General features: G+C 69.1%; 14 protein-coding genes. 12 read left to right on the forward strand and 2 right to left on the reverse strand.

From position 1 onward, the window contains the following. Positions 1-68 precede the first annotated feature (68 nt). Both AC0QTQ_RS07745 and AC0QTQ_RS07750 read left to right on the forward strand, forming a co-directional pair. Positions 69-1208, forward strand: a complete 1140-nt coding sequence (locus AC0QTQ_RS07745) for a pyridoxal phosphate-dependent aminotransferase (protein ID WP_480258974.1) — start codon at positions 69-71, stop codon at positions 1206-1208. Positions 1209-1262: 54 nt separating this feature from the next. Then, entirely contained in the window at positions 1263-2480 is a 1218-nt protein-coding gene (locus tag AC0QTQ_RS07750) for an N-acetylmuramoyl-L-alanine amidase (RefSeq protein WP_480258975.1), read from the forward strand. Between the two features lie 144 nt (positions 2481-2624). On the opposite strand, the gene AC0QTQ_RS07755 is transcribed toward AC0QTQ_RS07750, so the two are convergent. Together AC0QTQ_RS07755 and AC0QTQ_RS07760 are read right to left on the reverse strand one after the other, a co-directional pair. Next, a complete protein-coding gene (locus AC0QTQ_RS07755; protein WP_121531382.1) occupies positions 2625-3089 on the reverse strand; it encodes a CreA family protein in 465 nt (154 codons plus the stop codon). Between the two features lie 56 nt (positions 3090-3145). After that, complete coding sequence (locus AC0QTQ_RS07760; RefSeq protein WP_480258977.1) at positions 3146-3385, reverse strand: excalibur calcium-binding domain-containing protein; 240 nt, start codon at positions 3383-3385, stop codon at positions 3146-3148. Positions 3386-3531: 146 nt separating this feature from the next. Between AC0QTQ_RS07760 and AC0QTQ_RS07765 the strand changes: the two genes are divergently transcribed. The 10 genes from AC0QTQ_RS07765 (at position 3532) to AC0QTQ_RS07810 (ending at position 12862) form a co-directional block, all read left to right on the forward strand. Beyond that, the gene (locus AC0QTQ_RS07765) at positions 3532-4692 is read left to right on the forward strand and encodes an isovaleryl-CoA dehydrogenase (protein WP_121531378.1); all 1161 of its coding nucleotides are present in this window, start codon (positions 3532-3534) and stop codon (positions 4690-4692) included. Continuing rightward, complete coding sequence (locus tag AC0QTQ_RS07770) at positions 4692-5165, forward strand: lysozyme inhibitor LprI family protein (RefSeq protein ID WP_113901036.1); 474 nt, start codon at positions 4692-4694, stop codon at positions 5163-5165. Before AC0QTQ_RS07765 ends, AC0QTQ_RS07770 begins: the two co-directional genes overlap by 1 nt. Further along, entirely contained in the window at positions 5162-6766 is a 1605-nt protein-coding gene (locus tag AC0QTQ_RS07775; protein WP_480258979.1) for a carboxyl transferase domain-containing protein, read from the forward strand. Before AC0QTQ_RS07770 ends, AC0QTQ_RS07775 begins: the two co-directional genes overlap by 4 nt. Positions 6767-6893: 127 nt before the next feature. Next, positions 6894-8822 carry an acetyl/propionyl/methylcrotonyl-CoA carboxylase subunit alpha gene (locus tag AC0QTQ_RS07780; protein WP_480258980.1) on the forward strand — a complete coding sequence of 643 codons (1929 nt, stop codon included), beginning with the start codon at positions 6894-6896 and terminating at the stop codon, positions 8820-8822. Beyond that, positions 8819-9469 (forward strand): glutathione S-transferase family protein, encoded by a 651-nt coding sequence (locus AC0QTQ_RS07785; RefSeq protein ID WP_480258981.1) that lies wholly within the window; start codon positions 8819-8821, stop codon positions 9467-9469. The genes AC0QTQ_RS07780 and AC0QTQ_RS07785 overlap by 4 nt, the downstream gene beginning before the upstream one ends. Beyond that, entirely contained in the window at positions 9462-10322 is an 861-nt protein-coding gene (locus AC0QTQ_RS07790) for a hydroxymethylglutaryl-CoA lyase (protein ID WP_480258982.1), read from the forward strand. Before AC0QTQ_RS07785 ends, AC0QTQ_RS07790 begins: the two co-directional genes overlap by 8 nt. Further along, on the forward strand, positions 10319-11101 hold the full coding sequence (locus AC0QTQ_RS07795; RefSeq protein WP_480258983.1) for a crotonase/enoyl-CoA hydratase family protein: 783 nt from the start codon (positions 10319-10321) through the stop codon (positions 11099-11101). Before AC0QTQ_RS07790 ends, AC0QTQ_RS07795 begins: the two co-directional genes overlap by 4 nt. 256 nt (positions 11102-11357) lie before the next feature. After that, positions 11358-11723, forward strand: a complete 366-nt coding sequence (locus tag AC0QTQ_RS07800) for an NADH-quinone oxidoreductase subunit A (protein WP_121531366.1) — start codon at positions 11358-11360, stop codon at positions 11721-11723. Beyond that, positions 11714-12247, forward strand: a complete 534-nt coding sequence (locus AC0QTQ_RS07805; protein ID WP_183077450.1) for a NuoB/complex I 20 kDa subunit family protein — start codon at positions 11714-11716, stop codon at positions 12245-12247. Before AC0QTQ_RS07800 ends, AC0QTQ_RS07805 begins: the two co-directional genes overlap by 10 nt. Before the next feature lie 12 nt (positions 12248-12259). Further along, positions 12260-12862, forward strand: a complete 603-nt coding sequence (locus AC0QTQ_RS07810; RefSeq protein WP_121531364.1) for an NADH-quinone oxidoreductase subunit C — start codon at positions 12260-12262, stop codon at positions 12860-12862. Positions 12863-12885 lie beyond the last annotated feature (23 nt).

The following is a 12885-nucleotide window of genomic DNA, read 5'->3' on the forward strand; positions in this document are numbered from 1 at the left end:
ACCGGCCATTGACCCCGGGCCCGGGCCGTCCTATCGCCCCTCAAGGAATTTCAGGATGGAGCAGGGACATGCGCTTCTCAACCCGTGGTCAGGTCGATCCCTTCATTGTGATGGACGTGATGGAGGCCGCCCGCGCCGCCGAGGCCGCCGGCCGACGCATCATCCACATGGAGGTCGGCCAGCCCTCGACGCCCGCACCCGCTGCGGCGCGCAAGGCGCTTGCCGCCGCGCTCGATGAAAACCCGCTCGGCTATACCGTGGCGCTCGGCCTGCCCGATCTGCGCGCGGGCATCGCGGCGCTTTATGCCCGCTGGTATGGCGTCGATCTCGACCCCGGCCGGGTGATCGTCACCGCGGGCTCCTCGGGCGCCTTCCTGCTGGCCTTCTCGGCGCTCTTCGATGCGGGCGACCGCGTCGCGCTCGGCGAGCCGGGCTATCCGAGCTATCGTCAGATCCTGCGCGCGATGTCGGTGACCCCGGTGGGCATGCCCACCAGCGCCGAAAACCGCTATCAGCCGGTGCCTGCCGACATCCCCGAGAACGTGCAGGGGCTGATCGTCGCCTCGCCCGGCAACCCCTCGGGCACGATGCTCGGCAAGCCGGAACTTTCCGCGCTGATGCAGGCGGCCTCGGCGCGCGACATCGCCTTCGTCTCCGACGAGATCTATCACGGCCTCGATTACGAGGGCCGCGCGATCAGCGCGCTCGAGGTCTCGGACGAGGCCTATGTGATCAACTCCTTCTCGAAATACTTCTCGATGACGGGCTGGCGCGTGGGCTGGATGGTGGTGCCCGAGGATCACGTCCGCACCGTCGAGCGGCTGGCGCAGAACATGTTCATCTGCCCGCCGCATGCGAGCCAGGTGGCGGCGCTCGCCGCCCTTGGTGCGATCGACGAGCTCGAGACGAACCGCGCCGTCTATGCCGCGAACCGCCGGCTGATGCTCGAGGGGCTGCCGAAGGCGGGCTTCACCAAGATCGCCCCGCCCGATGGCGCCTTCTACATCTATGCCGACGTGTCCGACCTGACCGGGGACAGCCGCGCCTTCGCCGCCGAGATCCTCGACAAGGCCGGCGTCGCCGTCACCCCGGGGCTCGACTTCGACCCGGCGCGCGGCCACGGCACGCTGCGCTTCTCCTATGCGCAGGGCACCGCCGAGATCGAGGAGGGGCTCGCCCGTCTCACCGCCTTCATGGCGGCGCGCTGAGCGGTTTCGCCCCGCCCCGGCCCGCGCTATAGTCGCCCGAAAAACGGAGCAGGCATGACACGCATCCTTCGGCTTTTCGCGGCGCTCTGGCTCGGGCTCGCGGGGCTCGCCACGGCGCAGGAGACCGGGCTTTCGGCGCTGGCCCGGCTCGAGCCCGCGCGCAGCGCGGTCACCACCTCGGGCGAGGTGACCGAGGTCGCGCTCGGCCTCACCCAGGCGGTGCCGTTCCGCGCCTTCCTGCTCGACGCGCCGCCGCGCCTCGTCGTCGATTTCCGCGAGGTCGATTTCTCCGCCGGCCGCGCCGAGGCGCTCGCGGACAAGGGGCTGATCGGCCCCGTCCGCTGGGGCCGGTTCCGACCGGGCTGGTCGCGGCTGGTCGCGGATCTGTCGGCCCCGGCGAAGATCGACACCGCGGTCGAGGAGACCGGCGAGGCGCCGCGCGTCGTGGTGCGGCTTTCGCCCGTCGCCGCCGGGGAGTTCGCCGCCCGCGCCGGCGCGCCCTCCTCGGCGCTGTGGGATCTGCCGCAACCCGCCCCGACCGAACCGCCGCACCGCCGCCAGGATGGCAGCGCGCCGCTGAAGGTGGTGCTCGATCCGGGCCACGGCGGCATCGATCCGGGCGCCGAGGCCGACAATCTGAAGGAAGCGGTGCTGACGCTGACCTTCGCGCGCGCGCTGAAAGAGGCGATGACGCGGGCCGGCATGCAGGTCATCATGACCCGCGAGGAGGACGTCTTCGTGCCGCTGGAAACCCGGATCACCGTCGCGCGCGCGGCGGGGGCCGACCTTTTCCTGTCGCTCCATGCCGATGCGCTCTCCGAGGGCGATGCCACCGGCTCGACCGTCTATCTGCTGGACGACAAGGCGTCGGACGAGGCGTCGCAGAAACTCGCCGAGCGGCACGACCGCGCCGACCTGCTCGCGGGCGTCGATCTTGATGGCCATGACGACGCGGTGGCGGGGGTCTTGATGGATCTTGCCCGCACCGAGACCCAGCCGCGGGCGCTGCGCGCAAGCCAGGTGATTGCCGGCGCGATCAAGTCGGCGCATCTGCGCATGCACAAGCACCCGGTGCAGACGGCGGATTTCTCGGTGCTGAAATCGCCCGACATCCCCTCGCTGCTGATCGAGCTCGGCTTCCTGTCCTCCGAGGCCGACCGCCAGCGCCTGCTCGATCCGGCGTGGCAGGCACAGATGGCGCAGGCGATCACCCGCGGCGTCGCGACCTGGGCCCAGGCCGATGCGGCCGAGGCCCGGCTTTTGCGTCAGTGACGGGCCGGCAGGGGGCGCTGCCCCCTCGGCCAGCGGCCTCAATCCCGGGAAATTTGGCGGCGATTGGAAGACGAGGGCGCTCCCCTGCTTCCAATTGCCTGAAATATCCCGGGGGTCAGGGGGCAGCGCCCCCCGCCTTGGCCGTCATTTCGCGCCGTAAAGCGGCACCGTCGAGATCGACATCTTCGCCGAGCCTTCGACCACCTGGTTCGCATGGGTCAGATAGATCAGCGTCTGGTGGTCCTCGTCATAGACCCGCGTCACCCGCAGGCTCTTGAAGATCAGCGACCGGCTTTCGGAGAACACCTTTTCCCCCTTCGGCCCGCGCGCGATGTCGCCAAGCGTGATCGGCCCGGTCTGGCGGCAGGCGATCGAGGCATTCGACGGGTCCTCGAACCAGTTGCCCTGTTTCAGCCGGTCGAAGAGCGAGCGGTCGAAATAGGCGATGTGGCAGGTCACGCCCTGCACCTTCGGGTCCTCGATCGCCTCGATGACGATGTCGTTGCCGGTCCAGTCGACGCCGACGCGGCCGACCTCCTCGGCAAGGGCGGGGGACGCGGCGCGGCCCATCAGGGTGGCGGCGATCAGGGCGGCGGTCAGGGCACGCATGGAAACCTCCTTGGTTTTCCCGAAGATGGGGGCGCGGGGGCGGGGGCGCAACCGGTTCAGCCGCCGGGGCAGAGGGTCTCGCAGGGCACGCCGTCCCCGTCGCGGTCGAGCTTGCCGCCCCAGGAGCAGTTCTCGAGCAGCCAATAGGCCTCCTCGCAGCTTTCAATGGTCTTCGAGCAGGTCTTGCGCGGGCTGCACGACCATGACTGCGCCAGTCGGGGCGCGGTGTGGAAGCTGCCATCCGCGGGATCGGGTGCCAGTCCGAGGGCCAGTGCCGCCGCCAGTGCCGTCATCATCGCCAGGTCCTCCGTCCTTCCCCTTTCAACGCCTGCTGCGCGCCTTCGGCAAGGCCCGCGCGATGGGACGCAGCGTCGCGGGGGCTTGACGCGAATCGCCGCCTCCTCATAAATGAACGAGTGTTCAATAATCGGAGGGGAGGCCGATGTTCGCAGGTTCCATGCAGTTCGATCTGGGCGAAGACGTCAACGCGCTGCGCGAGATGGTGCACGGCTGGGCGCAGGAGCGGCTGACGCCGATCGCCGCTGCCGTCGATCGCGACAATGTCTTTCCGGCCGAACTCTGGGCCGAGATGGGCGCGCTTGGCCTGCTGGGCATCACCGTGCCCGAGGAATACGGCGGCTCGGGGATGGGCTATCTTGCCCATGTCATCGCCACCGAGGAGATCGCGCGGGTCTCGGCCTCGATCTCGCTCAGCTACGGTGCGCATTCGAACCTCTGCGTGAACCAGCTGAAGCTGAACGGCTCGGCCGAGCAGAAGGCGAAATACCTGCCCGATCTGGTGTCGGGCGCCAAGGTCGGCGCGCTGGCGATGTCGGAATCCGGCGCGGGCTCGGATGTCGTCGGCATGAAACTGCGGGCCGAGAAGCGCAACGGCTACTATGTGCTCAACGGCCACAAGTACTGGATCACCAACGGCCCCGACGCCGACACGCTGGTCGTCTATGCCAAGACCGACCCGGAGGCGGGCTCGAAGGGCATCACCGCCTTCATCGTCGAGAAGGGGTTCAAGGGGTTCTCGACCTCAAAGCATTTCGACAAGCTCGGGATGCGCGGCTCGAACACGGCGCAGCTGTTCTTCGAGGATTGCGAGGTGCCGTTCGAGAACGTTCTGGGCGCCGAGGGCAAGGGCGTGCGCGTGCTGATGTCGGGGCTCGATTACGAGCGCGTCGTGCTGTCGGGCATCGGGACGGGCATCATGGCGGCCTGCCTCGATGAGGTCGTGCCCTATGCCAAGGAACGCCAGCAGTTCGGTCAGCCGATCGGGAATTTCCAGCTGATGCAGGCGAAGATCGCCGACATGTATGTCGCGATGAACACCGCCCGCGCCTATGTCTACGAGGTGGCGAAGGCCTGCGATCGCGGCGCGGTCACCCGGCAGGATGCAGCGGCGACGGTGCTTTATGCGTCCGAGCAGGCGATGGTGCAGGCGCATCAGGCGGTGCAGGCGCTCGGCGGCGCCGGGTTCCTGAATGACTCGGTGGTCTCGCGGCTCTTCCGCGATGCGAAGCTGATGGAAATCGGGGCCGGCACCTCGGAAATCCGCCGTATGCTGATCGGACGTGAAATCATGGAGAAAGCCTGATGCGTTCGATGCTTGCCGCCGTTCTTGCCCTGACCCCCGCCCTTGCCGCCGCGCAGGATCTGCCGCCGTCGGCGACCGAGGGGCTCGAGGAAACGGTGCGCGCCTGCTTTGCCGACTACAATCCCTACGCCGGCGGGCCGAGCTGCCTTGGCCAGGCGGCGCAGGGCTGCACCGCCGCCGCGGGCGACACGACGGTCGCCATCGTCGCCTGCATCGGCGCCGAGACCCTGGTCTGGGACGACCTGCTCAACACCGAATACAAGGCCCGCCGCGCCGAGCTGACGGCGCCCGGGCTGAACGACAAGCTGCTCGCCGCACAGCGCGCCTGGATCGCCTTTCGCGATGCCGAATGCGGGCTCGAGGTCGCGCGCTGGGGCGACGCCTCGGCCAGCCGGATCGTCGGGGCGAATTGCATGATGGAAATGACCGCCGCGCGCGCGGCGCAGCTGCGAGACAAGAAGGCACAGGAATGAAGCTGACCTCCTCCGTCCTGCCCTCCTCCGAGGGCTTCCGCGCCAACCGCGCGGCCCATCTCGAGATGCTCGAAACCGTGCGCGCGGCGGCCATGGCCGCGGCCGCGGGGGGCGGGCCCGAGGCGACGGCGCGCCATGTGGCGCGCGGCAAGATGGCGCCGCGCGAGCGGGTGGCGGGGCTTTTGGACCCCGGCTCGCCCTTCCTCGAGATCGGCGCGACCGCCGCGCATGGCATGTATGACGGCGCCGCGCCGGGCGCGGGCGTCATCGCCGGCATCGGCCGGGTGATGGGGCTCGAGGTGATGGTCGTGGCAAACGACGCCACGGTGAAGGGCGGCACCTATTACCCGATGACGGTGAAGAAGCACCTGCGCGCGCAGGAGATCGCCGAGGACTGCAATCTGCCCTGCGTCTATCTGGTCGACAGCGGTGGCGCGAACCTGCCCAACCAGGACGAGGTCTTCCCCGACCGCGACCATTTCGGCCGGATCTTCTACAACCAGGCGCGGATGTCGGCGAAGGGCATCCCGCAGATCGCCGTGGTGATGGGCAGCTGCACCGCCGGCGGCGCCTATGTGCCGGCGATGTCCGACGTGACGATCATCGTGAAGGAGCAGGGGACGATCTTCCTCGCCGGCCCGCCGCTGGTGAGGGCGGCGACGGGCGAGGTGGTCACGGCCGAGGACCTCGGCGGCGGCGACGTTCACACCCGGCTTTCGGGCGTCGCCGATTACCTTGCCGAGGACGACGCCCATGCCCTGGCGCTCGCCCGCCGGGCGGTGGGCAACCTGAACCGGGCGAAGCCCGCGACGGTGCAGTGGCAATCGCCCGAGCCCCCGGCCTATGACCCCGAGGAGATCCTCGGCGCGGTGCCGGCCGATCTGCGCACCCCCTACGACATCCGCGAGGTGATCGCGCGGGTGGTCGACGGGAGCCGCTTCGACGAGTTCAAGGCGCGCTTCGGCGAGACGATCGTCACCGGCTTTGCCCATCTCGAGGGCTGCCCGGTGGGCATCGTCGCGAACAACGGCGTGCTCTTCTCCGAGGCCGCGCAGAAGGCCGCGCATTTCATCGAGCTTTGCTCGCAGCGGGGCATTCCGCTGATCTTCCTGCAGAACATCACCGGCTTCATGGTCGGCCGCAAATACGAGAACGAGGGCATCGCGCGGCACGGCGCGAAGATGGTGACCGCCGTCGCGACCACCTCGGTGCCGAAGATCACCATGCTGGTCGGCGGCAGTTTCGGCGCCGGCAACTACGGCATGGCCGGGCGCGCCTATTCGCCGCGCTTCCTGTGGAGCTGGCCCAATTCGCGGATCTCGGTGATGGGCGGCGAGCAGGCGGCAGGGGTGCTTGCCACCGTGCGCCGCGAGGGGATCGAGCGCAAGGGCGGCACCTGGTCGGCCGAGGAAGAGGCCGAGTTCAAGCGCCCGACGATCGAGATGTTCGAGCGCCAGAGCCACCCGCTTTATGCCTCGGCGCGGCTGTGGGACGACGGCATCGTCGATCCGCGCAAGACCCGTCAGGTGCTCTCGCTCAGCCTGCAGGCAAGCCTGTGCGCCCCGGTCGAACCGACGCGCTTCGGCCTGTTCCGCATGTGACTTCAATGCCTCCGGCGGAGGTATTTGGAGCAAGGTGAAATTGCATTCATCTTGCCCGAAATACCTCGGGGGGCTCCGCAGGAGCGGGGGCAGCGCCCCCTCCGACATCCAAGCTTGGGAGGAGCCGATGTTTCGCAAGATCCTGATCGCCAACCGCGGCGAGATCGCCTGTCGCGTCATCGACACCGCGCGCCGCATGGGCGTGGCGACCGTTGCCGTCTATTCCGAGGCCGACGCCGGCGCGCGCCATGTCGCCCTTGCCGACGAGGCCGTTCTGATCGGCGGCCCGGCGCCGCGTGACAGCTATCTGCGCGGCGCGGCGATCATCGCCGCGGCGCGGGCCACGGGGGCCGAGGCGATCCACCCGGGCTATGGGTTTCTCTCGGAAAACCCCGAGTTCGTCGACGCGGTCGAAGCGGCGGGGCTGGTCTTCATCGGCCCCTCGGGCGATGCGATCCGGGCGATGGGGCTGAAGGACGCGGCGAAGGCCTTGATGGCGCAGGCGGGCGTGCCTGTGGTGCCGGGCTATCACGGCGCGAACCAGGACCCCGAGCATCTGGCGGGTGCCGCCGAGGCGGTGGGCTATCCGGTGCTCATCAAGGCGGTCGCGGGCGGTGGCGGCAAGGGCATGCGCCGCGTCGACCGGCCCGCCGATTTCGCCGCGGCGCTGGCAAGCGCGCAGGGAGAGGCGCTGACCGCCTTCGGCAACCCAGCGGTGCTGATCGAGAAATACGTCGAGAAGCCGCGCCATATCGAGGTGCAGGTCTTCGGCGACGGCACCTCGGCGGTGCATCTCTTCGAGCGCGACTGCTCGTTGCAGCGCCGCCACCAGAAGGTGATCGAGGAGGCCCCCGCGCCGGGCATGACGCCCGAGATGCGCGCCGCGATGGGGCAGGCCGCCGTGCGCGCGGCCGAGGCGATCGGCTACAGTGGCGCCGGCACGATCGAGTTCATCGTCGACGCCTCCGAGGGGCTGCGCGAGGACCGCTTCTGGTTCATGGAGATGAACACGCGCCTGCAGGTCGAGCATCCGGTGACCGAGGCGATCACCGGCGTCGATCTGGTCGAATGGCAACTGCGGGTGGCGGCGGGCGAGCCCTTGCCGCTGCGCCAGGACGAGCTGACGATCACCGGCCACGCCTTCGAGGCCCGGCTTTACGCCGAGGACGTGCCGGCAGGCTTCCTGCCCGCGACCGGCACCCTGGCCCACCTCACCTTCGGCGCGGCGCGGATCGAGACCGGCGTGCGCCCCGGCGACACGATCAGCCCCTGGTATGACCCGATGATCGCCAAGGTGGTGACGCATGGCCCGACCCGCGCGGTGGCGCTGGCGCAGCTTGCGCGCGCGCTGGAACAGACTGAGGTTGCGGGCACGGTGACGAACCTCGGCTTTCTGGGGGCACTCGCCCGCCACCCGGGCTTTGCCGCGGGCGATGTCGACACCGGGCTGATCGGGCGCGAGATCGACGCGCTGACCGCGGCCTGCGAGCCGCCCGCGGCGGCGCGCGCGCTTGCGGTGATCGCCGCGGCGGGGCTGGCCGGGGGAACCGGACCGGGCTTCAGCCTCTGGGCGCCGCTGATACGCGCGGTGCCCTTCGAGGAGCCCGCGAGCCTTGCGGTGACCGGGCCCGGGCGGGTCACGGTGACGGTGGCGGGCACCACGCAGGACTGCGTGCTGCGTCCCGATGGCTGGTGGGTCGAGGGCGCGAAGACCGGCGCGCGTTTCCATGTCGGCGCCGACGAGATCACTGTCTTCATGGGCGCGGCCTATCGCTTCGGGCGGCCAGATCCGCTCGCGCGTCGCTCGGAGGGGCCGGCCTCGGGGCTGACGCTCGCGCCGATGCCGGGGCTGGTGAAGGCGGTCTTCGTCGCGCCCGGCCAGGTGGTGTCGGAGGGCGACCGGCTTGCCGTGCTCGAGGCGATGAAGATGGAGCACACGATGCTGGCCGCCCGCGCCGGCACCGTGGCCGAGGTGCTGGTCGAACCCGGCGCGCAGGTCGAGGCCGGCGCGGCGCTGATCCGGCTTGCCGACGAGACCGAGGAGGAGGCCGCATGATCCGGCTGCATCACGTTCCGGGCTCGCGCTCGTTCCGCGTTCTGTGGCTGCTCGAGGAGCTGGGCGAGCGCGCCGATCTGAAGATCTGGTCGCTCACCGACGGCAGCCTGCGCAGCCCCGAGTTCCGCGCGCTTTCGCCCGCCGGGCGGATCCCCGCGCTTGAAATCGACGGACGGGTGATCTTCGAGTCGGGGGCGATCGTCGAATATCTGACCGAGACTCGCGGCCGGCTGGCGCCGCGCCCGGGAACCCCCGAACGGGCCGATTTCCTGCAATGGCTGCATTTCGCCGAGACGCAGGCGAACATCTTGCAGAACCTCAACATCCACCACATCTTCCTGCGCCCCGAAAGCGCGCGCTCGGCGGCGCTGACGAAGCTCGACACGAAGCGGCTCGAGGTGACGATGCGGGCGATGGAGGCGCATCTGGCCGGCCGCGACTGGCTGCTTGACGGCTTCTCGGCCGCCGATGTGATGTTCGGTTTCAACCTCGAGGCGATGTTTCGCTTCGTCCGCCCCGAGGCCTTCTCGTCGCTTGCCGTCTGGGCCGAATGCTGCAAGGCACGTCCGGCCTATCGCCGCGCCGTGGCGAAGGGCGGGGCGAGCGCGATCTACACCCAGGATTTCTACGAGCTGAACGATGGCTGAGACGGTCGAGATCTTCGAGATGGCCCCGCGCGACGGGCTGCAGAACGAAAAGCGCCTGATCCCGACGGCGGAGAAGATCGCGCTGGTCGATTGCCTGAGCCGCGCGGGGTTCCGCCGGATCGAGGTGGCGTCGTTCGTCAGTCCGAAATGGGTGCCGCAGATGGCCGACGGGGCGCAGGTGCTGGCCGGCATCTCGCGGGCGCCCGGCGTGCGCTATGCCGCGCTGACGCCGAACCTGAAGGGCTATGAGGGCGCGCGGGCGGCGGGCGTGGACGAGGTGGCGATCTTCGCCTCGGCCTCGGAGGGGTTCTCGCGCGCGAACCTGAACTGTTCGATTGCCGAAAGCCTCGATCGCTTCCGCGCGGTGATGCAGGCGGCGCAGGCCGACGAGATGCCGGTGCGTGGCTATGTCTCGGTCGTCACCGATTGCCCCTATGACGGGCCGACCCCGCCCGTGGCGGTGGCCCGCGTCGTCGCGGCGCTGCGCGAGATGGGCTGTTACGAGGTCAGCCTGGGCGACACCATCGGGCAGGGCCGGCCCGAGACCGTGGCGGCGATGCTCGATGCGGTGCTCGAGGAGATGCCGGCCGACCGTCTGGCCGGGCATTTCCACGACACTGCGGGGCGCGCGCTCGAGAATATCGAGGCGGCGCTCGCCGCCGGGCTGCGGGTCTTCGATGCCGCGGTGGGCGGGCTTGGCGGCTGCCCCTATGCGCCGGGGGCGAAGGGCAATGTCGCGACCGAGAAGGTGGCCGCGTGGCTTGCCGGGCGCGGCTACGAGACCGGGCTCGACATGGAGGTGATCGGCGCGGCGGCGGCGCTTGCGCGGGAAATGAGAGGGCAGGGGCAATGACCGAGACGATCCGGACCGAGATCGACGCGCGCGGCGTCGCGCATCTGTGGCTGGCGCGCGCCGAGAAGCACAATGCGCTCTCGGCGCAGATGATGGACGAGATCACCGCCGCCATCGGCGCGCTTGGCGCCGATCCCGCGGTGCGGGTGGTGGTGCTGGCGGCCGAGGGGGCAAGCTTCTGCGCCGGCGGCGATCTGAAATGGATGCAGGCGCAGATGACGGCCAGCGCCGAGGAGCGCGCGGCGGGGGCGCGCCGGCTTGCCGGCATGCTCAGCGCGCTCGATCGCTGCCCGAAGCCGGTGATCGGCCGGGTGCAGGGCAATGCCTTCGGCGGCGGTATCGGCATGATGTCGGTGTGCGACGTGGCCGTCGGCGTCAGCGGCGCGCGCTTCGGGCTGACCGAGACCCGGCTCGGCCTGACGCCGGCGACGATCTCTCCCTATGTCGTCGCCCGCATGGGCCCGGCGAAGGCGCGGCGCGTCTTCATGTCGGCGCGGCTGTTCGAGGCGACCGAGGCCGAGACGCTGAACCTTCTGGCGCGCGTCGTCGCGCCGGCGGACCTCGAGGCCGCGATCGAGGCCGAGGTCGAGCCCTATCTGAGCTGTGCGCCGGGCGCCGTCGCCGATGCCAAGGCGCTGATCCGGAGGCTCGCGCCGCCGATCGATGCCGCGGTGCAGGAGGCGACCGTCGCCGCCCTCGTCGCGCGTTGGGAAACAGCCGAGGCAGGAGAGGGAATCGCCGCCTTCTTCGACCGGCGCAAACCGGGCTGGTGCGCCTGACGAAACGCGCCAGACCCGAGGGATTCTCTCGGGTTTGCCAAGGCTTCGGGCCCGTGCGCAACCGCGTGCGGGCCCTTGTTCTCTTGCTCGCGGGGCAGGGCCGCCCGGTTTGCCGAAGCGGTGTGCAGCGGTATACAAATCGCACTTTTCACAGGCGAAACCGGCGGCACTCGGTTGACCCGGCCGGGAGGCGGCGATATTGCTCGCTCAGCCGGAACCTGCGCGACACTCGGTCGCGTCACAAGGGAGCCAACCAGTGCACGACATGCTGCGTGAATATCTTCCCATCCTCATCTTCCTTGCATTGGCCATCGTGCTCGGGCTTGTCCTGGTCCTTGCCGCGGTCGTGCTGGCCGTGCGCAACCCGGACCCGGAAAAGGTCTCGGCTTACGAATGCGGTTTCAACGCCTTCGACGATGCGCGCATGAAGTTCGACGTGCGCTTCTACCTCGTCTCGATCCTGTTCATCATCTTCGACCTCGAAGTGGCCTTCCTGTTCCCCTGGGCGGTGGCCTTCGGGTCGCTGAGCATGGTGGGCTTCTGGTCGATGATGGTGTTCCTCGGCGTGCTGACCATCGGCTTTGCCTATGAATGGAAGAAAGGGGCGCTGGAATGGGCGTGATGACCTCTGCCAATACCGCGGGAGCCGACAAGGAAGCCGCGACCCAGGCCCTGAACAAGGAGCTGCAGGACAAGGGCTTCCTGCTGACCTCGACCGAAGACCTGATCAACTGGGCGCGCAACGGTTCGCTGCACTGGATGACCTTCGGTCTGGCCTGCTGCGCCGTCGAGATGATGCAGGTCTCGATGCCGCGCTATGACCTCGAACGTTTCGGCACCGCGCCGCGCGCTTCGCCGCGCCAGTCCGACGTGATGATCGTCGCGGGCACGCTGACGAACAAGATGGCGCCCGCGCTGCGCAAGGTCTATGACCAGATGCCCGAGCCGCGCTATGTGATCTCGATGGGGTCCTGCGCGAACGGCGGCGGTTACTATCACTACAGCTACTCAGTGGTGCGCGGCTGTGACCGGATCGTCCCGGTCGACATCTACGTGCCGGGCTGCCCGCCCTCGGCCGAGGCGCTGCTCTACGGCATCTTGCAGCTGCAGCGGAAGATCCGCCGCACCGGCACGCTGGTCCGCTGAGGGGAGAGAAGAATGAGCGACGAAGCCCTGAAGGAACTGGCCGCCCACATCGAGCACAAGCGCTCGGCCGACGTGCTGAAGACCGAGATCGCCTTTGGCGAACTCTGTGTCACCGTCACGCCCGGCTCGATCCTCGAGTTCGTGGAATTCCTGCGCGACGATCCGAACTGCCGTTTCTCGACGCTGATCGAGCTGACCGCCGTCGACTGGCCGGAACGTCCGGCGCGCTTCGACATGGTCTGGCTGTTCCTGTCGATGTGGCGCAACCAGCGCATCCGCGTGAAGGCGGCGCTGCGCGAGGACGAGATGTGCCCCTCGATCGTCGAGGCCTTCCCGAACGCCAACTGGTGCGAGCGCGAAGTGTTCGACATGTATGGCATCCTGTTCTCGGGTCACCCGGACCTGCGCCGCATCCTCACCGACTACGGCTTCCGCGGCCATCCGCTGCGCAAGGACTTCCCGACGACGGGCTATGTCGAGGTGCGCTATGACGAGGTGCTCAAGCGCGTCGTCTACGAGCCGGTGAAGCTTGTGCAGGAATATCGGCAGTTCGATTTCCTCTCCCCCTGGGAAGGCGCGCATTACATTCTGCCCGGCGACGAAAAGCAGGGCTGATCCTCGCGTCGGGCTCCCGTGGC

It is taken from the genome of Paenirhodobacter sp. YD-8 (genome assembly GCF_056590935.1).